This is a genomic window from Achromobacter sp. 1L-A-4-B-C2 (assembly GCF_057291955.1).
The window spans coordinates 132,963-150,962 of record NZ_JBXAWP010000003.1; the positions used below are offsets into that span (position 1 = coordinate 132,963).

The 18,000-nt window shown below is 63.0% G+C and carries 24 protein-coding genes; 16 read left to right on the forward strand and 8 right to left on the reverse strand.

Translation table 11 applies throughout. From position 1 onward, the window contains the following. The 12 genes from AC0Z35_RS14070 (at window position 1) to AC0Z35_RS14125 (ending at window position 6,189) form a co-directional block, all read left to right on the forward strand. Window positions 1-771: a hypothetical protein gene (locus AC0Z35_RS14070; RefSeq protein ID WP_485132425.1), complete on the forward strand. Its 771-nt coding sequence runs from the start codon at window positions 1-3 to the stop codon at window positions 769-771. Further along, window positions 771-1,346, forward strand: a complete 576-nt coding sequence (locus AC0Z35_RS14075) for a hypothetical protein (protein ID WP_485132424.1) — start codon at window positions 771-773, stop codon at window positions 1,344-1,346. Before AC0Z35_RS14070 ends, AC0Z35_RS14075 begins: the two co-directional genes overlap by 1 nt. Further along, window positions 1,343-2,356, forward strand: coding sequence for a hypothetical protein (locus AC0Z35_RS14080; protein WP_485132423.1), 1,014 nt, complete (start codon window positions 1,343-1,345; stop codon window positions 2,354-2,356). Before AC0Z35_RS14075 ends, AC0Z35_RS14080 begins: the two co-directional genes overlap by 4 nt. Continuing rightward, complete coding sequence (locus AC0Z35_RS14085) at window positions 2,349-2,540, forward strand: Lar family restriction alleviation protein (protein WP_485132422.1); 192 nt, start codon at window positions 2,349-2,351, stop codon at window positions 2,538-2,540. Before AC0Z35_RS14080 ends, AC0Z35_RS14085 begins: the two co-directional genes overlap by 8 nt. Then, window positions 2,540-2,809 carry a hypothetical protein gene (locus AC0Z35_RS14090; RefSeq protein ID WP_485132421.1) on the forward strand — a complete coding sequence of 90 codons (270 nt, stop codon included), beginning with the start codon at window positions 2,540-2,542 and terminating at the stop codon, window positions 2,807-2,809. The genes AC0Z35_RS14085 and AC0Z35_RS14090 overlap by 1 nt, the downstream gene beginning before the upstream one ends. A gap of 228 nt (window positions 2,810-3,037) precedes the next feature. After that, entirely contained in the window at window positions 3,038-3,241 is a 204-nt protein-coding gene (locus tag AC0Z35_RS14095; RefSeq protein ID WP_485132420.1) for a hypothetical protein, read from the forward strand. After that, window positions 3,238-3,417, forward strand: a complete 180-nt coding sequence (locus tag AC0Z35_RS14100) for a hypothetical protein (protein WP_485132419.1) — start codon at window positions 3,238-3,240, stop codon at window positions 3,415-3,417. Before AC0Z35_RS14095 ends, AC0Z35_RS14100 begins: the two co-directional genes overlap by 4 nt. Next, window positions 3,404-3,727: a hypothetical protein gene (locus tag AC0Z35_RS14105; protein ID WP_485132418.1), complete on the forward strand. Its 324-nt coding sequence runs from the start codon at window positions 3,404-3,406 to the stop codon at window positions 3,725-3,727. Before AC0Z35_RS14100 ends, AC0Z35_RS14105 begins: the two co-directional genes overlap by 14 nt. Window positions 3,728-3,811: 84 nt before the next feature. Further along, window positions 3,812-4,114, forward strand: a complete 303-nt coding sequence (locus tag AC0Z35_RS14110; RefSeq protein ID WP_088591516.1) for a hypothetical protein — start codon at window positions 3,812-3,814, stop codon at window positions 4,112-4,114. 26 nt (window positions 4,115-4,140) lie between these two features. Beyond that, on the forward strand, window positions 4,141-4,470 hold the full coding sequence (locus tag AC0Z35_RS14115; protein WP_485132417.1) for a hypothetical protein: 330 nt from the start codon (window positions 4,141-4,143) through the stop codon (window positions 4,468-4,470). 395 nt (window positions 4,471-4,865) lie between these two features. Next, window positions 4,866-5,108, forward strand: coding sequence for a DUF4224 domain-containing protein (locus AC0Z35_RS14120; RefSeq protein WP_485132416.1), 243 nt, complete (start codon window positions 4,866-4,868; stop codon window positions 5,106-5,108). A 1-nt stretch (window position 5,109) separates the two neighbouring features. Next, on the forward strand, window positions 5,110-6,189 hold the full coding sequence (locus AC0Z35_RS14125) for a tyrosine-type recombinase/integrase (protein ID WP_485132415.1): 1,080 nt from the start codon (window positions 5,110-5,112) through the stop codon (window positions 6,187-6,189). A gap of 314 nt (window positions 6,190-6,503) precedes the next feature. Here the strand turns inward: AC0Z35_RS14125 and AC0Z35_RS14130 are convergent, their stop codons facing one another. The 3 genes from AC0Z35_RS14130 to AC0Z35_RS14140 form a co-directional block, all read right to left on the reverse strand. Next, on the reverse strand, window positions 6,504-7,412 hold the full coding sequence (locus tag AC0Z35_RS14130) for a hypothetical protein (RefSeq protein ID WP_046805509.1): 909 nt from the start codon (window positions 7,410-7,412) through the stop codon (window positions 6,504-6,506). A gap of 201 nt (window positions 7,413-7,613) precedes the next feature. Beyond that, the gene (locus AC0Z35_RS14135) at window positions 7,614-7,805 is read right to left on the reverse strand and encodes a hypothetical protein (protein WP_046805510.1); all 192 of its coding nucleotides are present in this window, start codon (window positions 7,803-7,805) and stop codon (window positions 7,614-7,616) included. Window positions 7,806-7,997: 192 nt separating this feature from the next. Beyond that, on the reverse strand, window positions 7,998-8,249 hold the full coding sequence (locus AC0Z35_RS14140; protein WP_046805511.1) for a hypothetical protein: 252 nt from the start codon (window positions 8,247-8,249) through the stop codon (window positions 7,998-8,000). Window positions 8,250-8,510: 261 nt separating this feature from the next. Between AC0Z35_RS14140 and AC0Z35_RS14145 the strand changes: the two genes are divergently transcribed. After that, window positions 8,511-8,702 carry a hypothetical protein gene (locus AC0Z35_RS14145; RefSeq protein ID WP_046805512.1) on the forward strand — a complete coding sequence of 64 codons (192 nt, stop codon included), beginning with the start codon at window positions 8,511-8,513 and terminating at the stop codon, window positions 8,700-8,702. Window positions 8,703-8,735: 33 nt separating this feature from the next. Here AC0Z35_RS14145 and yddG read toward each other — a convergent pair whose 3' ends face one another. Together yddG and AC0Z35_RS14155 are read right to left on the reverse strand one after the other, a co-directional pair. After that, entirely contained in the window at window positions 8,736-9,641 is a 906-nt protein-coding gene (yddG, locus tag AC0Z35_RS14150) for an aromatic amino acid DMT transporter YddG (protein WP_120154521.1), read from the reverse strand. 444 nt (window positions 9,642-10,085) lie between these two features. After that, window positions 10,086-11,660, reverse strand: a complete 1,575-nt coding sequence (locus AC0Z35_RS14155) for a sensor domain-containing diguanylate cyclase (protein ID WP_104143248.1) — start codon at window positions 11,658-11,660, stop codon at window positions 10,086-10,088. 261 nt (window positions 11,661-11,921) lie between these two features. On the opposite strand from AC0Z35_RS14155, the gene AC0Z35_RS14160 reads away from it, so the two are divergent. Further along, window positions 11,922-13,823 (forward strand): DUF4153 domain-containing protein, encoded by a 1,902-nt coding sequence (locus AC0Z35_RS14160; RefSeq protein WP_485132414.1) that lies wholly within the window; start codon window positions 11,922-11,924, stop codon window positions 13,821-13,823. A gap of 44 nt (window positions 13,824-13,867) precedes the next feature. On the opposite strand, the gene AC0Z35_RS14165 is transcribed toward AC0Z35_RS14160, so the two are convergent. From AC0Z35_RS14165 to AC0Z35_RS14175, 3 genes are all read right to left on the reverse strand, one after another. Then, window positions 13,868-14,959 (reverse strand): AI-2E family transporter, encoded by a 1,092-nt coding sequence (locus tag AC0Z35_RS14165; protein WP_046805517.1) that lies wholly within the window; start codon window positions 14,957-14,959, stop codon window positions 13,868-13,870. A gap of 67 nt (window positions 14,960-15,026) precedes the next feature. Next, a complete protein-coding gene (locus AC0Z35_RS14170) occupies window positions 15,027-15,731 on the reverse strand; it encodes a DUF3053 family protein (protein ID WP_120154517.1) in 705 nt (234 codons plus the stop codon). A gap of 180 nt (window positions 15,732-15,911) precedes the next feature. Then, window positions 15,912-16,433, reverse strand: a complete 522-nt coding sequence (locus AC0Z35_RS14175) for a GNAT family N-acetyltransferase (protein ID WP_485132413.1) — start codon at window positions 16,431-16,433, stop codon at window positions 15,912-15,914. A 180-nt stretch (window positions 16,434-16,613) separates the two neighbouring features. Between AC0Z35_RS14175 and AC0Z35_RS14180 the strand changes: the two genes are divergently transcribed. Both AC0Z35_RS14180 and AC0Z35_RS14185 read left to right on the forward strand, forming a co-directional pair. Beyond that, window positions 16,614-16,973: a hypothetical protein gene (locus tag AC0Z35_RS14180; RefSeq protein WP_046805559.1), complete on the forward strand. Its 360-nt coding sequence runs from the start codon at window positions 16,614-16,616 to the stop codon at window positions 16,971-16,973. A 722-nt stretch (window positions 16,974-17,695) separates the two neighbouring features. Further along, a complete protein-coding gene (locus tag AC0Z35_RS14185; protein ID WP_046805520.1) occupies window positions 17,696-17,977 on the forward strand; it encodes a hypothetical protein in 282 nt (93 codons plus the stop codon). Window positions 17,978-18,000: the final 23 nt, after the last annotated feature.

Below are 18,000 nucleotides of genomic sequence, written 5' to 3' on the forward strand. Positions count from 1 at the left end.
ATGAACACAGAATGGAAGCCTATCCCCGCATCGCTTTATGACTTGATCTGCACGGGCGACTTGGAGGCGCTGTTGTGGCGGTTGAATGGCGTGCGCGCGGCTGAAGAAGTACGGATGGCGCTGTACAACGCCCGAAAAGCGATCCTTGATGCCGAGGAACACTCGGACTGCACCCCCGCCCCTACCTCGCACCCTATACCCACCGGAGCGACGGGGGAGGTTGAGCGGCGCCTATCCCTCGGCGTCGTGCTGGGTTTGGGGGAATACATCATTCAGACCACGGCATCCGGTGAGGCGGCCCAGATCGTATTTTCCCAGGCCTCGGACCATGACCGCGCCACGCGAACCATTGGTGACCTCAAGGTTTGCGGCCACGGTCCGTTTGACCATTCCAGAATCCGTGGGCAGATCATGTTTACGAGCGCAGCCGGCTTGGACGCGCTTGAGGTGCAGTTGAGAGAACTGCGCAAAGAACACTGGCCCGAAACGGTCGCTGCCGCTCCCGCTGCTGGCGATGCGCTGGATGCGGCACGGTGGCGGGCCTTCATCGGCTGCGCACGCATCCGGCCGCTGGGTAGCGCGGGCCTGGAACAGCCAGACCCGAACCACTACGCACACATGGGGCTGGAAATCTGGACGGTGTACGGGCGCGACTACAGCCCGAAGCTACTGGAGCGGATGGACGCCGAGAATGAGCGGGGCCGCCGCTGGCTGGTGATGTTCGCTGATGTTGCCCGCGCCGCCATTGCCCAGCAGAAGGGAGAGGCGTGATGGACGTGGCCGTCTTATTCGCTCGCCAAGACAGCACCTACAAGGGGCTGCCGGGCGTGGACGTGTTCGACATCGCCCGCGACGCCAGGACGTTTCAGGGCGGCATGCCAGTGGTAGCGCATCCGCCGTGCCGTGCGTGGGGTCGCCTCCGGACCTTCGCAAATCCGCGCCCGGACGAAATGAACCTTGCGCGCCTGGCAGTGGCCCTGGTGCGTGAATTCGGCGGCGTATTGGAACACCCGGCCGGCAGCACGCTCTGGGCCGCCCAGATGCTGCCACGACCTGGTGGTGCCCGAGACCAGTACGGCGGCTGGACCTTCGCAGCGCCGCAGATGTGGTGGGGCCACAAGGCCGAGAAGGCGACGTGGTTCTACATCGTTGGAGTGGCGCCCGCGGATATGCCGCCCGTCCCCCTGGTGCTGGGTGAAGCAACCCATGTCGTCCAGTCCCGCAAGCGCCAAGACTACCGCCCGCACATCACCAAGGCAGAGCGCGAGCACACCCCCCCCGAGCTGGCCGCGTGGCTAGTTGAGGTTGCGCGGCGCTGCCGCACTGAGAAAAGGAAAGCAGCATGACTGAGAACAACGCCGCCCAGCCTGGGCTGACGGATGCCGCTTTGATGGACCTGGAAAAGCAGGTGCAACGCGATATTCCGCGTTTCGGACCAAATGTGCATATCGGCGTTCGCGCCGGGGTGCTGCGAGCGATGCTGTCCAAGCTGCGCGCGGAGGGCGTGCAGGCGGGCGATGAGCGGGAGGCCATGAGCGCTCTCGACTATCTGGTAAGGCAGGCCAAGTCATCCGGGAGTTCATGGCACGCGGACCAGAAAGCCGGGGTGATTCGCGCCGCCCTGGCAAGCGCCCCTGTTGCCCTGCCCGCCGGTTACGCTCTGGTGCCGGTAGAGCCAACGCCCGGCATGATCGAGGTGGGCGCAACCGAGCGCATTACCCCGCACGCCAGCGCGGGGCACGGGGCTGTCGCCGCCTATAAGGCCATGCTGGCCGCCGCTCCCGTGGCAAGCGCTCCTGTAGCCGACGACAAATGCCTTACGTGCAACGGTCATGGAATGGTGGGCGGCCTAACTCCGCATTCTGGATACGACGCCGAACCTTGCCCGGAGTGCGCCCCTGTAGCCGGGGAGGCGCAGCCGGTGGCGTATCAGGTGCGCCATCCGTACAGCCCCGAATGGAAGGAATGCGACCAATCCGCGTTCGATGTGGTTCGCGCGACCCGGCCGAAAGATGCTCGCGCGCTCTTTCTTGCCGCGCCCCAGGCCAGCGAGGCGGTGCGCAATGCGCGAACCGACGGATTCATCGCTGGATTCATCTGTGCAGGCGGTGACGCCGAGGAAGCGAAGAAGCAAGCGCCGCAGCTTCAAGCTTGCATCGACGCATGCACGCCCCAGGCTGACAAGGACGGCGGGGATTGCGCGAAGGGTGCGGGGGATGTCCATTTCATCGCCGGAACGATCGTGACGCATCTAAATGGCCCGCTCGACCCCGCCGGCGTTATGGCCGCAGCGCACGCTATCACGGCCTGGGCCCACCGCCAGCACCCCCGCACGGACGGAGGCGGACGTGGCTGACCTGAAACCGTGCCCGTTCTGCGGCCACAGCGACCCCAAAACCGAACATATCGAAGGCACGACTCTTCACCCGGCCTACTTCGTCAAGTGCGGCCATTGCGGCGCGCAAGCCCCGTGGTCAGATAAGGGCGATCACGTCGATAAGTGGAATAAGCGCGCTACCACCGACAACAAGGAGCAGTAATGCCCACCCCCACCTTCATCTTGACCATGCCCAAGGGCCATGTGAGCCCGGGGCGAAGCAAGGCAGATTGCCAGGCGCTGGCCGCATCCTTCGACCCAGCCACAGCCAGCCGCGACAAGCAACTGGAATATGCAGCCTGCGTCCCTGTTCTTTATCCGAAGCCGGCCGCGCCTCCATCCACCGCCGATTCCCCCGGCCTACAGGCAGTCGCCGTAATGATCATCCTTGGATTCGTCGTTTTGCTGGCCGTGCTGGCACTGGAGAAATAAATGGCACACGCAGCCCAACACCAGGCACCGGCCGCGTGCTGGTGCGCCACCTGCCGCCCCGTGTCGTTCGGGGATATGCGGATGGTGCTGTGCCCGGTGTGCGGGAATAAGCGCTGCCCTCGGGCGGCAGACCATCGCTACGCCTGCACAGGTAGCAACGAGGCCGGGCAGGCAGGCAGCGCAAATATGGCGCATCTGGCGCCGCAATGTCTCATAAATGGAGCCAACATGACGCAAGAGGAAATCGAAGCAATCGCCCAGCGGCCTACGTACTGCAAGGCGGATGGCGAAGCGGTCACCCTGTCGCGAGCCGAGCGGGATGCGCTGGTGGGAATCTGCCGCGTTGTCGTGGAGAAGTTCTCTAGCGGCAATTCTGTCCCCGTCGAACGCATATCGATTCGAGCCGATGAACTCGACAAGGAATCCCCATGACCATGCTCCCCGAAATCGACCCTGAAACCGACGACTGGTCCAAGCGTGACCCCGCCATCGCATTCCACCTGATCGACCGATACGCTGATAACTGGTCGCATGCGGGCGTACTGATGGAGCGATGGGCCAGGGCTTGGGTGAAGGCTAATCCGGAGAAGGAAGATGACAGATCGTGAATTGCTGGAACTGGCGGCGAAGGCTGCTGGGCACACCACGCGGTCAGACAACTTCGACGTATGGATCGTGGAAGACGACGGCAGCCCGGTAGAGCGCTGGAACCCGCTTCAGGATGACGGGCAGGCGCTGCGGCTGGCAGTGAAGGTGCGCCTTGATGTGAGCTTTCGGGACGACGATATAGAAGTCATCGCCTGGGGAGAAGAACGCGGCGCCATCACCTACGAAGGTGACAACGGCGACCGAGAATGGTGCGCCCGCCGGGCCATCGTCCGAGCAGCAGCAGAAATAGGAAAGACCCGCAGTGACTGACGTTATTGAGCAGATGCTCAGAACCACCCGCAAGAATTGGATGAAACAGCCCGCCTAGCGCGGGCTTCGTTTTGGAGAAACCAGATGGAAGAACATTTTAAGGGCGTTGTGGATTGGGTTGGCGAGAACTATCCGGCCTACAAGGGTTGGCGCATGCGCTCGTTCGCGTGGGAATACGACATCGCATCCAGCGTACAAGAAATCGTCAACGCCGCTGATGACGCGGTTGAGCGTGGCGACGATGTACACCGGTCCGACTTCGAAGGCATCGTTGAGAAGGTCATCCCCCCGGAGGGTTACGCCTACATCACCTTCCAGAAAGACAACACCAGGGTAGGGATAAACGTCCCCTGCCACGTGTTCCAGAAGCAAACCCAGCCCGCCTAGCGCGGGCTTCGTTTTGGAGAAACCAGATGGGATTCCGAACCGTTGTGATGCTCTACAACGATCAAGCCGGGAATTGGGAGAACGACCCGAACCTGGGCAAGAACATAGCGCGATCGATGAACTTCGCCATGGGCTTTGGCGAAAAGGACCGGCAGACGGATCTTGGCTATGGGCACGTTGTGCTGTGTGAGCATGCCGACGCCCAGACCATCGGCGTGTTCGACAGTTACCGCTTCGTGCCGATTGCGGCGGGCGCATTTCGTCGAGACGAGCCAACCGACGCGATGTCGGTTCGGATGGTCAAGGAAGCGGCTGACCGCCTTGGTTTCCGCCTAGTAAAGAAGCGCTCGGCTTAATGCCGGGCTTCGTTTTGGAGGCGATATGAAACGTCTTTTGCTCTGCGCGATGCTTGCCGCTCTTGGGGCTTGCTCGCAGGCAGACGCCCAGAAGCCCACCATCGGTCTGCGTCTGGGCAGCCTGCCAACGTTCGACAACGGCGTATACGAGTTCAGGACACCCTCAGGCGCGCATTGCGTGGCGCTCATAGCTTATGGGCGCCCTTCACTCTCGTGTGATTTCAGTAAGTAGGAGGCGATATGAAGATCCGTAAGCGTCGGCTTCGGCCAAAGCGCATGGGAACATTTTCGAACGCTTTGCACCCGGCAACCAAGATGCGAATGATCTTCGCACCGCTCAAAGGGCGGCCGGGACTCTACGGACTCAATCTCTGGCGAGTGAAATAGGAGCCGATATGAATACGTTTTTGAGCGCCGAAGAGATGGCCGAACTGACCGGCATCAAGACCGGTAAGCGCATCAAGGGCAAGACCGTTCACCGCGAGCAGTTGCAGGCCGAGTGCCTGCGCACGATGGGTATTCCGTTCTATCTGAACGCCCGAGGGCGCCCGGTGGTCGTTCGAGCCAATATCATGGGCCGACCAAGCGCAGAGCAACCGAAGCCTGCCTGGCAGCCCCGAGTTTTGAGAGCAGCCTGATATGGGCCGAAAACCTTACAAGAACACCAACCTTCCGCCACGGATGCGCGCCCGCAAGCAGAAGAGCGGGACGGTCTACTACTACTACGACATGGGCGGTCGACCACGCGTAGAAGTGCCGCTGGGGCCGGATCTGGTGGATGCCGTCAGGCAGTGGGCAGACCTGGAGCGGGATAACGCCCCGTCATCTGCCCCGGTTGCCACCTTCCGATATGCGGCCGAACGCTACATCCGGGATGTGCTCGTGACAAAAGCACCCCGGACCCAGGCCGACAACCTTAAGGAATTCGCGGTCCTGTACAAGTTCTTCGACGACCCGCCCGCTCCTCTGGACGCCATCAAGCCCCAGCTCATCAAGCAGTACATGGCATGGCGCAGTGACTTGGCCCGGCAGTGGTACATGGAAAACAAGCGCGAAGTACCGCCAAACCCGGGCCACGTCCGGGTCAACCGGGAAATCGCCCTGTTCAGCCACGTGTTCAACTTCGCCCGGGAAGTGGGGATTACGGACGCACCCAACCCTTGCGCTGGCGTCCGCAAGAACCGGGAGACCGGACGGGACGTGTACGTAGAGGACGACGTATTCGAGCGCGTATGGGCGAAGGCAGACGGGCCTACCCGGGATGCCATGGATCTTGCCTATCTGACTGGCCAGCGTCCAGCCGACACGCTGAAGTTCGACGAGCGGGATATCCGTGACGGGATGCTTCACCTCGGGCAGAACAAGACCGGGAAGAAGCTGCGCATCAGCGTGGAAGGAGAGTTGGCGAAGGTGATAGCCCGAATCCGAGCCCGCAAGGCCGGATACAAGGTGACGTCTACCGCGCTGGTAGTGAACGAGTCCGGGCAGCGCCTAGGGTATGACGCGCTGCGCCAGAGGTTCTATGCTGCGCGGGAAGAAGCCGGGGTGCCAAAGGAAGGCTTCCAGTTCCGAGACCTTCGGGCAAAGGCCGGAACCGACACGGCTGAGTCGTCCGGCGATATCCGGCAGGCACAGCGCCAACTCGGGCACAAATCCATCCAAATGACCGAGCATTACGTTAGGGAACGCAAGGGAGATAAGGTCGGTCCGACCCGCTAAAATCCGCTCCGCAACCGAAAGGCGACACAAGCAAACATGCGGCTTCTAGCTGCGCATTTGCTGACCAGTTGCGGAGCGGGAATTGGACCTACAGCATTGATTTAATTGGCCTTTTGCATGGAATCATAATCCGCAGGTCCCCTGTTCGAATCAGGGATGCGCCACCAAGAATTTAAAAAGGCCCTCACTTCGGTGAGGGCCTTTTGCATTGCAGGGGCTGGGGCGGAGGGCTGAAGCGCTGCCCCTTGCGCAAAATTAGCGCAAAGCGCCAGGGGCGCTGCTGCCTCCGTCTGCCCCGTCCGCCTGCTTCTGCTTTACAGCTTGCGAAGCGTATCGCGACGCTTGCCGCCCCAGGTTGCGGCCAGGCTGGCGACGAAGGCGCCGATCAGCATCGATGCGAAACCCCACAGCGCGAACGCGGCGGCTGCCTTGCGCGCCTTGTCGGCCGCTTCCTTGGCCTTTTGCTTGGCGTCTTCGGCGGCCTTTTTGGCGTTGGCGATGGTCTGCTCGACACGGCGCTGCGCCACGGCAGGTTCCTGACCGGTTTGCGCGGCCACGACCTTTGCCACGTAGTCGCGGTCTTCGGGCGTCATGTCACCACGCGCCAGGCTCATGGCCACGATGCGGCCGACTTCCGTGCGGGCGGCGTTACGGTCGCCGGCCGCTTCGGGCCGGTCCGAACGCAGCAACGTATCGGTGAAGTACTCCGTTGCGCGATCCATGCCACCGCCGCTGGCGCCGGCCGCGGCCGTGGCCGTCACCGCCGTGCCTGCACCGGCAGCCACCGACGCGCCCGCCTTGGCCGCGCCGGACGCCAGCGTGGCAATGGCCGAACCCAGCAAGGCCGCGCTGACAACCGCGCTCAGTGCCCACACCAGAAAGCCGTGCGCCGTGTCGCGAAAATAGATCTCGTCGGAATGCACGTCCACCCACTTGGTGCGCAGGCGCCCCGCGACGTAGCCGCCGATACCGTACGACACGATCTGCGTGAACAGCATCCACGCAATGATGCTGATGCCCACGGCGGGCGCCGACATGCCCTCATCGCCCCAGGGCGACACCGACAGGAAGCCCAGGCCGGTACCGCCGGCAAACAAGGCCAATGACAGCGCCGCGGCGATTACGGCACCCGCGAATACCGCGGCCCAGGACACCGCCGATATCGCCGACTCGCGTGGCGGCACGGCGCCGTAGGGTTGGCTCAAAGATGATGCGTTTTCCATGGTGATTCCTTGTTCATTGTTATTTCACGCCGGCTGCGTGCAACGCCGCACCGACGCGGATGCACGAGACGGCCAACCGGCATCAATGCCAGAAAAGCGCCAGCAGAATGATGATGGGAATAGGCACGCCAAGCAGCCAAAGCAAAATGGAACGCATGACAGACTCCTTCTCAGGGTTATCGAAAAAAGTGGACGTGGCGCTCAGGCCAGGTCGATCGCGCCCGGCATGCGGGGGTCCGGCGCAGGCGGTGTGGGGTCCTGCAGCGGCGGATCATCCGGGGGCTGATTCGGGTCCGACAGGGGATCGTCGGGCGGCAGGTTGCCGGGCAACGACGGGTCATCCGGCGGCAGATCGTCCGGCAAGCCGGGCTCTCGATGCGGGGACTGGGGCATGATCGGTTCTCCTCTGTGGCGCAAAGTGCACCGCCCTGCCCTTCAGCAAGCGGCGTTCCCGGCACCGGCAACGTCCCACCACCCCGTCCCCGCCGTACCCGCCTACGCGTCCTCCGCTCCCATTAGCCATTACCAGCGCGCGCAAAAAAGCCCTCTTGCGAGGGCTTTCGGTCATTCAACAGCGAGGCGGCTTCACGGCTTGGGTTTGCCGTCCCGGCTTATCGCCACGGCATTATTTCCGTCTTTACCCAGGATTTTCATGATTGCGGCCTTACCGGCAACCGAAGCTTCATCCTGGCTGCCATATCGCTTTTCAGAATAATTGGTGCTGTGCACATTGCCGGTTTCGGGATCCAGCAACGTGATGATCCAGGCGAATTCGCCCGGCAGCAGTTGCCTGACTTGAAGCGTGGCACGCGTGCCAGGGCGCAATCTGTTCGGCATGTTGCCGCCTTTTCCAGGATGGGACGCCGCCATCGTAGCGCAAACCGTGGATGCATGAAGCCCTTGGCGTACACCGTTTGAATTGCTGCAACCGCACACGAATTCATGCTGCGGACCGCGCGGCAAAAACGCCACACCGAGATCCCCGCGCCAGGAAAACCCTAGGGCCAAGTCCGCAAATACAGGCGCACAATCAGTTCACACATACAGACCGTACAACGCGGCGCCGAATCCCTTTAATCAGGCGAGGACGGAGACAACATGACTTACGTAGCAGTGGTAATGAGCTGTTTGATGGTTATGGGTATCGTCGGATTAGTGGTTCAAACGATTCGAAGCGCGGGCCCCGAGCCCTGGCTGAAGATATCGGCGGCGATTGTCAGTTCAACTTTTGCGTCGTTGTTGCTTATCCCGTTGGGATACGCGGTGGCGCAGTCCATGCTGATCGACTGATTGCTTTCAACCTTCGGTAATCGCCGCCCCGGGCTACACGCCCCGAGCGGCTTTGCTTTTCGTTGCTGCCCAACACAACAAAGAGCCCGCTGTGACCATCGCCACTCCTTGCCAGAATGACGCGGTCAAGCGGGTAGACAGCCATACGGCTGCGAAAAAGGTGGACAGCACCGGAGTGAAATAGGACGCCGTCGCCAACAAGGTCAAGTTGCCGTTCAGTATGCCCACGTTCCACAGCGCGTAACCGGCAGCCATTGCACCGCCGGTAATAACGAGTTCAAGCGTGGCGGGCACGGTAAACGCCAACGGCGGTTCGGCGCTGAATCCGTACTTGGCCCACAAGGCTGCCGCCGTCAGCATGAAAAACAAGGTCACGCCGTTTTTACCGTCGGCATATCGTTTGGTCACGTTGCAATACACGGCCCAGATAATGGCGCCGCCCAATGCCAATCCATAACTCAGGGGGTTGCTGGAAATGTTTGCCAGTGTGCGTTCCCAAGACAGGCTTGATCCGCCCACGACCCACACGATGCCGCATACCGACAGCAATATGCCGGGCACCACCCAGGCATTGGCGCGCTGCCCGTTCATGGCAATGGCGAACAGCACAGTCAGGCAAGGCCAAAGATAATTGACGATGCCCAGCTCGATAGCTTGGGCGCGGTCCAGCGCAAACCCCAGGGATAGCGACAGGCAGATCTCATACGCAACGAACAGCATGCTGCCCACCCAGAGATAACGCCTCGGAAAACTCCGTAACGTCGGAAACCCAAGCAGACACACAAGGAAGGCTGAACCTACCGTATAAATAAGCGCGGCGCCCCCGACGGCGCCGAAATTCTCACTGACGCCGCGAATCAGGCCGACGACCGTGCCCCAAAGCAAGATCGCCAGCAGACCGAAAAATGTGGCCGTATTCCGGCCGGGAGAGAATCGCATTACCGTTTCCGCTAATTTGCTTGATGCCCCTCGTTTGGCACCCGAGCGGCGGCAGGCGGGCAGTGTAGCGAAAACCAATCGTTATCGTAGTGACCGACCGGGGCGGCCAGTACCGCGCCGGGATACGCGACAGACCCACTGAAACATCAAACAAGAGGGAGTATCAGCGGCATGGCCATTTCCATACGCAGATTGAGCGATGTGCTAGCCAGCACGGAGTCGGGCCGGCTTTACCGGATCGAAGTCTTCTTGCAAGCGGATACGCCCGGTGCGTCCGGCCCGCCCCTGCTTGCGACGTCCCGGTACATCCTCAGAACGTCTGAGGGAGAAGGCGTGATCGCCCTGGGTGAGCGACGATATCAGTTGAATTCCGGCGAGGTCCTGACGGCGCTGGCGCCCCAGCAACCGCCGCGGCCTGATGCGTAAACCGCCTGGCGCCCCGCGCTAGCGATCCCACGCCACCCGCCGCTTGCCTTCGCCTTTGGCCTTGTAGAGCGCCACATCGGCGCGCTCAAGCAGCTGCAACATCGTAATACCGGAGTCGGGATAGACGGCAATACCCACGCTGGCCGACACGCCCACGCTGATGCCCGGATAGGGCAAAGACAAGCTATCGACCAGCGCCTCGGCCACGGACTGTGCCTGTTCCTGGCCCACGCCCAGCAGCAGCACCGCGAATTCGTCGCCGCCCAGCCGGGCTGCCACATCGGACACGCGGATCGCGCGCGCCATGCGGTCCGCGGCCTCTTTCAGCACGGTGTCGCCAGCGGCATGGCCATGCAGGTCGTTGACCGCCTTGAAGCCGTCAAGGTCGATGGCCAGGATGGCGAAGGATTCGCCGCTGCGCTGCGCCACGGCTAATTCGCGCAGCACGAGCTCACCGAACAGCACCCGGTTGCACAGGCCGGTCAAGGGGTCGTAGTGTGCCAAGTGCTGCGCGTGCGCCAGCATGCGGGACGCCTGCAACAACGCCGTGCCGACTTCCTCTGCCTCTTTGACGCTTGTGCCCGCCAGCTCGACGGTGCGCCCCTCCCCCAACGCCAACGCCGGCCCGACCAACCCCTGCACCGCGGACGTCAAGCGGCTGGCAAGACGCAACGCCAGCCACAGCCCCAGGCCGAACGCGAACAAGGTGCCCAGGGCAATCCAGGCAATCGACCGGTACAGATCCGTGGTGACCAGACTCATGGGCGCACCCGCCACAACCGTCCAGTCCGACAACATCGAACGGCTGAACGCCGTGTAGACCGGCGTGCCTTCCTTGGTGATGGATTCGAACGCCCCTTCGCCTTCCTGCTGCACGGCCTGCGCCAGCGCCGGCACGGCCTTCTGGCCGACGAACTTCGCGCCGTCGCGAGTGCGGGCGATGATTGTTCCCGAGCCATCCAGCACCGCGGCCACCCAGCCTTCGGGCAAGGCGCGCCGGGCCAGCGCGTGGCCGATACGGTCGGGGGACAAGCCCACGTTCAGGCTGTAAATCACATTGTCGGCCCGCACCACCGGTACACCCATCGCAATCGTCGGCTTCTTGCTGACGCCGCCGATGAACAGGCTGGTCAGCACCGGCGCCCGCGTAGCGAATACCCGTCGCAGGTCATCGGGCGCACCGCTCAGAGGCAATGGCGCGCCAAAGGGCGCCAGGGTATTGATCAGCTGGCGCCCGTCGTGGTCGGTCAGGACATAACTGTCCACGATCTGAAAACGCAACGAATCCCGCGCGCGCTGATGAAAACTGGCAAGGTCGCCGCTAAGCAGGTCTGGCGAGGTGGCCAGCATCTGCAAGCCGGCTTGAACGCCGGTCAGCTCGCGATCAAGGATGGCGGCAAGGTTGCGAGCCAGGAAAATCGTGTCTCGCAGGATCCGGTCTTTTTGGACGACGTAGCTTTCGTACACCGCCACCGACGCCACGACCAGGGCCGGCAAAATACAGGCAAAGACGAGTGTCAGCAGACCGGTGCGCATTGAATACCGGTGTTGAGGGCGCGTCCGCACGCCAGGCAGGCTTTCGCCATCAGCCATCGTCTTCCCTCTTGGAACCATGCGCCTCCCGATACGTCCTGTACGGATCGCCGTCCGGCCAGGATGAAATTCAGAAATTATTGCAGAAGCCCGCAACCGCACACTCCGCGCACAGACGCCTTTTCGGGGCGTTATCACGCCTTTGGCGCGCCACATCGCGTCCCCAATTTACTCCGAAAAATCCGCGCCCGCGACGATTTGATGGGGGCGAAACGCGTCTTGTCCGGGCGCGACAGCCAAGCTGTTGCTACTATCGCCGCCATGAATAATCCGTCCCTGAAAAAGACCGTCGGCGCCCGCCTGGACGCGGCGGATATTACCGTGCTGATCCATGGCGCCATCGCCGCGCTGCTGGGCGCGGGCATGCAGCAGTTAATGGCCCATCGGGCCTGGCCCTGGGGCCACCCCTTCGCCTTGTATTTCCTGCTGCAATGGCTGGCGCTGATGCCGCTTGCCGCAGCGTTGCTGTCGGGAATGAAAAGCCGCCGACGGTGGCTGACGGCGCTGGGCATCTTCGGCGTGTTGCTGCCGCTGGTCACTGCTTACGGCATGACCGCCGCCTTTGGATCCATGCCTGATGAACGAGGCGGCTGGGCGGGCCGTGGCGAGACGGCAATGGCGCTGTTGTTGGCGGGCATGGTCGGCTTTGTGCTGCTGGCCTTGGTGCAGGCGCTGGACGTTCACAGGCCTCGCTGGAACTACCCCGCCATTTTCCGCGCCGCATGGCGCAACGCGGTGCACCTGGGCTTGAGCCTTGGCCTGGCGCTTTGCGTTTTCATGCTGATGGCGGCGGCCGGGGCGATGTTCGACATGATCGGAATCCGCATCGTGCGCAGCCTGGTCGAGGACGCGACGTTCCGCTTTGCCGTGTGGCCGATGGTCCTGGCCGCCTGCCTGGTCGGCGTGCGCCGCCGGCCGGCGCTGACGAACATCCTGCAACGCGCCTGGCTGACGCTCAATGCGTGGCTGCTGCCGCTGGTGACGGTGGTGGGCCTGGCCTTTACCGTCGCGCTGGCGGCAAGGCTGGCGCTGGGGCTTCAGGCCGTGCAATTATCCGCCGGCGTGCTGATCGCCTTTTTACTGGTCTGGATCAAGCTGATCAACGCGGCCTGGCAAGACGGACCGCAAGCAGACCCGTTTGGGCCTGGGCTGCGCCGGCTGTTGCGCTGGGCGATGGTGTGTCTGTTGCCGTTGGCGGCCGTCGCCCTGACCGGCGCGGTAATTCGCGTCGAGCAATACGGCTGGACGGTGCTGCGCGCCTGGGGCGTGGGTGCCGCTGCGATCCTGGTGCTGTACGGGGTCGGGTATGCGTGGGCGGCAATACGTGGCAAACACCATCATGCGGCGCTTGCAGCCACCAATCTGGTCGCGGCATTGGCCACGGTGGCGCTGCTGCTGGCGCTTGCCACGCCGCTGGCCAACCCGCTGCGCCTGACCGCCGAAAGCCAGTTTCAGCGGCTGGTGGACGGGCGCAAGGATCCGGAGGATTTCAGCTTTCATGCAATGGGCAGAGACTACGGCGTGTGGGGACACGATGCCTTGCGCCGGCTGGCGGACGGCGCTGCCAATGCGCGCGAGCCTCGTATTGCCGAAGCCGCCAAAGAAACGCTGCAAGGCGGATATTTCCGCTGGGACGCGCCCTTGGATCCCGCGCGGGATCAAGCCCCCGACCTTGCTGTAACGCTGGCCGTGACACCGGCCGGGCGCGACGTCCCGGTGGCGTGGTGGCGCACTCTGCGACGCGAACATCCCGCGTTGGCACGCGCGTGCGTGCCTGGTGCCCAGGCCCTGGCCCGCGCTGCTGCGTCGGCCGCCGCTGCGTCGGGCGCCGAAGCGTCGGGCGCCGAGGCACCGCCTGTGTCGCGCTGCCGTGTCATCTTCGCCGACCTGACGGGTGACGGCGCGGACGAACTGGTTTTGTACGTGGCGCCGCAATCCGACACAGACTGCCCGGGGCCGGACCGCTTCAGCGCGTTTACGCTGGATGCGGCCGATCAATGGCGTTATCTAGGCGACCTGCACGCCGCCAGCTTTGAACAGCCCATGGAAGACGTCACCGGCGTGGACGATGTGGCGCAGGCGTTAAAGCAGGGGCTGGTGCGCACCCGCCCCCGAGCCGATCGCGACCTGCTCATTGGCGACCAGTTGCTACGTCTGCGTTGATGCAATGGCCAGCCGCCAGGCGCTAGTCGGCCAGCGCCGAATCGTTATTTCGGCGGCGCCACCGGCAGCTTGTCTTGCTGCTCAAGCGTGTTGTCGGTGGGCGAAAAAAGATCCCAGCACGCCATGAACAGCGCGGCGATCAGCGGCCCGATCACAAAACCATTCAGCCCGAACAGGGCCATGCCGCCCAACGTGGAAATCAGCACCACGTAGTCGGGCATCTTCGTGTCCTTGCCCACCAGGATGGGTCGCAGCACGTTGTCGACCATGCCGATGACCAGCACCCCGAATGCGATCAGCACCGCACCCTTGACCACGGCGCCGGTCAGCAGGAAGTAGATCGCGACGGGCGCCCAGATCAGGCCTGCGCCGATGGCCGGCAGCAGCGACAAAAACCCCATGATCACGCCCCACAGCAGCGCGCCCTGGATCGACAGAATCGAAAAGATAATGCCGCCCAGCGCGCCCTGCGCGGCCGCCACCGCGATGTTGCCCTTGACGGTGGCGCGCACCACGGTCGTGAACTTGCGGAACAGATGTTGCTTGTGCGCGTCGCTAAGCGGCATGGCGCGCTTGATGCGCGCCGACAGCTCTGGCCCGTCACGCAGCAGGAAGAACAGCAGGTACAGCATGATGCCGAAGCTGATGACGAACTGGAACGTGTCCTGCCCGATGCTCAGCGCCTGGGTCGCAAGGAACTGGCTGGCCTGCATCGCGCCGGCGCTGAGTTTTTCTTGCAAGCTGGGAATATCGGCCAGATCGAAACGCGCCAGCACGTCATGCACGGAAGGCGGCAACGCCGCCATGGCTTGCTGGAAATAGGCGCCGAAATTCAGTTCGCCGGACTTGATGCTCTGGTACAGGTTGGCGCCTTCGCGAACCAGGGACCCGGTAATCGCCACCAACGGCAGAATGACCAACAGCAACACGCCCAGCAATGTGATCAGCGCGGACAGATTGCGCCGCCCGCCCATGCGCTTGACCAGACGGCGCTGCAAGGGTCCAAAGATGATGGCAAGAATGGCACCCCAGAAAACGGCGCCGTAGAAAGGCCACAACAGCCAGCCGAACGCGATGGAGACCACCACGAGCAGGAGCAGAAAGGTTCTGTAGTGCAAGCTGGGTGATTGGCTCATGTTCCATTCCAGGCACGGCGATCGCCGCGAGACCCGCATTGTACAAAGCCCATGCACCGGCGCCCTGTCACTCGCCGCGCCGCGCGGCCAACAGGATCGTCCGGCGAGCCTGGGTCAAGGCGTCCGACTGTGCGTTCAGGCCTTGCAGGCGCAGGTTCAGTTCCTGTTGCAGAGTGGGCGTCGCCACGCGCGCCTGGTCGTCCACCAGCTGGATGTCGGCGGCATTGGCGGCCACAAAGGCCCCAACGCCCAGCGCATCGCGCGCCACCGAATCCATTTTGGAAGCCGACCGCATGAGCTCGGTGGCGGGCCCGGTCACGGCCTCGTCGTACACGCCGTCATACACCGGCGCCAGATCCGCCGGCAATTCCAATTTGGCGCGCGCGCTGTCCGCCTTCGCGCGGGCGTCCTCCAGCCGGCCGGCGCTGTCGGCAAGCGTCTTGCGCGCGGCCTCGAAACCGCTTTGACGCTGGACGATTTCACCGACGGATCGAATCGTTTCCAACTCAAGCACTGCGTGCATGTCCTGGGCCGACTTGGCCATTTTCTGCTGGAAGTCGGTGATGACTTCGTAGGCGTCGGCGTAATCGCCCACCGCTTCCTTTTCCGCCTTGCTCAGGGCGGGCAGGGGCAGCAGCGCATCGTTATTGACCCGCGCTTGCAGCAGCTGGATGAACGCCGCGCGCTCCTGGGGCTCTTTGTTGACGCACGCCGTTGCGAACAACAGCGACGCCGTTGCCAGAACCATCAGGCCGGCTCGCCACAGTGACATGCGTGTCCTCCTCGCCATAGCGGGTTGATGTATAGACCGATCAAAACCGCGCCGCCTTCGAAACGGAAGCCGACGCATGAGGCCAGATTATCCTGAAGCCCTTGCCGCGCGCCGCCCACGGGTGGAATTTGTTGCGATCGAAGCGAGTTGACACAGGGGCCGGCAAACGGACGCCGTGGGTCACGGCTGGACGCGCCGTTGCGCCAAGGGATAAGCCATCGCACAGCGGCGCGCGGAGTCAAAGCCCGCGGCGGCTTCTGCTTGCAAGCGCGCCTGCAAGCCGGACGAATACGACGGCGCCACTACGTCAAAGCCCAGCCGCCGATAAAACGGCGCGTTCCAGGGCAGATGCAGGTCGGTGGTCAGCACCACGGCGCGGTAGCGGTCCGCCTGCCGAGCATGATCCAGCACCGCCCGCATCAACGCGCGCCCAAGACCGCGCCCCTGCTCGGGCATGGCCACGGACATTTCAGCCAGGTAGAGGTCGCCATCCAGCGGCATGGCCAGCGCAAAACCACACAGCCGCTCGCCGTCCACGGCAACCCACAGCAGGCCAGCGGCGAGGGCCTGACGCAACGTGTCCAACGGCAAGGTGTCGCCGTCGGCGGCCCACGCCATGTCCGTGCCAAGAAAGCGTTGGGCGGCGGAGCGTTCGATGTCGGCCAGGCGGGCCAGGTCGCAAGAATGGGCAAGTCGAATCATGATGGCCCGGAAGTATGCATCAAAGGGATGCACGAGAAGAGAGGCACGAGAAGAGATGCACCGAAGGGAACCCGCCCCGGCGGCGCACCCTGGTCGATGCTTCCGAGGGAAGCCGCCTTGAAGGGGCCGTAAAATGCGAAATCCCGGCCAGCCGGCCTTCGTTACGTGGTACCGCACTTCATGACTCAACCCGCCTCTTCCGCCCCTTGGGGATTCACCCTGCCCGACTGCCGCGGCGCGGCCGCGCTGCTGTATTTCATGAACGACCTGGCTCGCGTGGTGAATCAGTACCTTGGGCAGGGCCAGTTGTCGGAAGACGCCCTGGCGGCCGCCCAAAAGGCCGTGGACGCGCTGGTCCTGCGCTATGCAGACCTTGACGCGGCGCCCGAGGCGTTCAACGACGAAAGCATCGTTCTGGCCCTTGAAACCGAACGCCAGCCCGACGGATCGATGGGCGCGCAAGTGGCCTTGCGGATGTCTCCCCGCCTTGAAGAGCTGATCATCGAGGCCCAGCGCCAGGCCCGACAGGCCGAGCACTGAGCCCGCCCCGGGGGCCTGGCCCGGCCCCCTTAAAAAACACTTGCACGGCAATAAAAGTCGCGATAATATCGACGACTAATGCATTTTCGCGCCCCATATTTCCCAGAATAAATTGGCCGAAAACATTAGACCAGGGGCTTGAACCCGGGTACCCGCCGCGAAAACCGCGCGCCACCCAGCCTCCCGGCATTGCAGTCTGATTTGCAAAAACTCCAGGTTTCCCAAAACCAATCACGAGAAAAAACGCGCAAATCGCCGGCATCCGTCCGGATACATGGCACTACCCCGCCACATCTTCACCAATCCGCCAGTCCGGCTTGGAAAGAAGCAACAAGACACGTTGCAACCAGGATCGTGATTACCCATCACATTCCAGGTCGCACAGCACCCGCCAGAGTCAACCCGCTCTGTGCGATCCCTTGAGCCCGCAGGCGCATGCACCGACATGGCAGCCCTCTGGCTCGAACCAATGTCGTCCAGGACTGACCGATGGCATTGGGCCGCAGCACCCCCGCAGTACCCCGTTACGCGCGCACGCAAAAAACATGAGAATGCGCAAACTGACGGCAACACTTATGCGTTAGTGTCATGCCTGCCCTGTCAAAACAAAACCCGGTGACAAGGCAACCGCGAGGACGCGAGGCGCTTTTGGTACGTCCGCCCTTCGCAGCATGCGCCAGACGCAGCTTTTCTAATAACTAGAACCTAAGAGAACACACACCATGAATACTCGTTTCACTACCTCGGACCTGATCCGCCGCCCGGCTCACACGACGCTGGACAACACCCCGATCCATATCGGCGACATCGTTCATCTGCAACCGGCCAATGGCCCGGCCATTCGCGCAACCGTCATCTTCAACGCGCCGATCAACGGCACGACGACTTACACGACGGAAGTCGTGGCTTGCGGCAATACCACGCAGAAGGCCCCTGGCCAGCGGATCCGTTTCCGCCACGAACACGTGCATCGCATCGAATCGGTGCGCAACGCTTCGTACTGAACCCATCGGCGCCACGCGCCGAT

What these genes read in the sequence shown, in the direction of transcription:
- AC0Z35_RS14070 (WP_485132425.1), top strand. Translation starts at nt 1, where the DNA reads ATGAACACAGAATGGAAGCCTATCCCCGCATCGCTTTATGACTTGATC.
- AC0Z35_RS14075 (WP_485132424.1), top strand. Translation starts at nt 771, where the DNA reads ATGGACGTGGCCGTCTTATTCGCTCGCCAAGACAGCACCTACAAGGGG.
- AC0Z35_RS14080 (WP_485132423.1), top strand. Translation starts at nt 1,343, where the DNA reads ATGACTGAGAACAACGCCGCCCAGCCTGGGCTGACGGATGCCGCTTTG.
- AC0Z35_RS14090 (WP_485132421.1), top strand. Translation starts at nt 2,540, where the DNA reads ATGCCCACCCCCACCTTCATCTTGACCATGCCCAAGGGCCATGTGAGC.
- AC0Z35_RS14095 (WP_485132420.1), top strand. Translation starts at nt 3,038, where the DNA reads ATGACGCAAGAGGAAATCGAAGCAATCGCCCAGCGGCCTACGTACTGC.
- AC0Z35_RS14100 (WP_485132419.1), top strand. Translation starts at nt 3,238, where the DNA reads ATGACCATGCTCCCCGAAATCGACCCTGAAACCGACGACTGGTCCAAG.
- AC0Z35_RS14105 (WP_485132418.1), top strand. Translation starts at nt 3,404, where the DNA reads ATGACAGATCGTGAATTGCTGGAACTGGCGGCGAAGGCTGCTGGGCAC.
- AC0Z35_RS14110 (WP_088591516.1), top strand. Translation starts at nt 3,812, where the DNA reads ATGGAAGAACATTTTAAGGGCGTTGTGGATTGGGTTGGCGAGAACTAT.
- AC0Z35_RS14115 (WP_485132417.1), top strand. Translation starts at nt 4,141, where the DNA reads ATGGGATTCCGAACCGTTGTGATGCTCTACAACGATCAAGCCGGGAAT.
- AC0Z35_RS14120 (WP_485132416.1), top strand. Translation starts at nt 4,866, where the DNA reads ATGAATACGTTTTTGAGCGCCGAAGAGATGGCCGAACTGACCGGCATC.
- AC0Z35_RS14125 (WP_485132415.1), top strand. Translation starts at nt 5,110, where the DNA reads ATGGGCCGAAAACCTTACAAGAACACCAACCTTCCGCCACGGATGCGC.
- AC0Z35_RS14130 (WP_046805509.1), bottom strand. Translation starts at nt 7,412, where the DNA reads ATGGAAAACGCATCATCTTTGAGCCAACCCTACGGCGCCGTGCCGCCA.
- AC0Z35_RS14135 (WP_046805510.1), bottom strand. Translation starts at nt 7,805, where the DNA reads ATGCCCCAGTCCCCGCATCGAGAGCCCGGCTTGCCGGACGATCTGCCG.
- AC0Z35_RS14140 (WP_046805511.1), bottom strand. Translation starts at nt 8,249, where the DNA reads ATGCCGAACAGATTGCGCCCTGGCACGCGTGCCACGCTTCAAGTCAGG.
- AC0Z35_RS14145 (WP_046805512.1), top strand. Translation starts at nt 8,511, where the DNA reads ATGACTTACGTAGCAGTGGTAATGAGCTGTTTGATGGTTATGGGTATC.
- yddG (WP_120154521.1), bottom strand. Translation starts at nt 9,641, where the DNA reads ATGCGATTCTCTCCCGGCCGGAATACGGCCACATTTTTCGGTCTGCTG.
- AC0Z35_RS14155 (WP_104143248.1), bottom strand. Translation starts at nt 11,660, where the DNA reads ATGGCTGATGGCGAAAGCCTGCCTGGCGTGCGGACGCGCCCTCAACAC.
- AC0Z35_RS14160 (WP_485132414.1), top strand. Translation starts at nt 11,922, where the DNA reads ATGAATAATCCGTCCCTGAAAAAGACCGTCGGCGCCCGCCTGGACGCG.
- AC0Z35_RS14165 (WP_046805517.1), bottom strand. Translation starts at nt 14,959, where the DNA reads ATGAGCCAATCACCCAGCTTGCACTACAGAACCTTTCTGCTCCTGCTC.
- AC0Z35_RS14170 (WP_120154517.1), bottom strand. Translation starts at nt 15,731, where the DNA reads ATGTCACTGTGGCGAGCCGGCCTGATGGTTCTGGCAACGGCGTCGCTG.
- AC0Z35_RS14175 (WP_485132413.1), bottom strand. Translation starts at nt 16,433, where the DNA reads ATGATTCGACTTGCCCATTCTTGCGACCTGGCCCGCCTGGCCGACATC.
- AC0Z35_RS14180 (WP_046805559.1), top strand. Translation starts at nt 16,614, where the DNA reads ATGACTCAACCCGCCTCTTCCGCCCCTTGGGGATTCACCCTGCCCGAC.
- AC0Z35_RS14185 (WP_046805520.1), top strand. Translation starts at nt 17,696, where the DNA reads ATGAATACTCGTTTCACTACCTCGGACCTGATCCGCCGCCCGGCTCAC.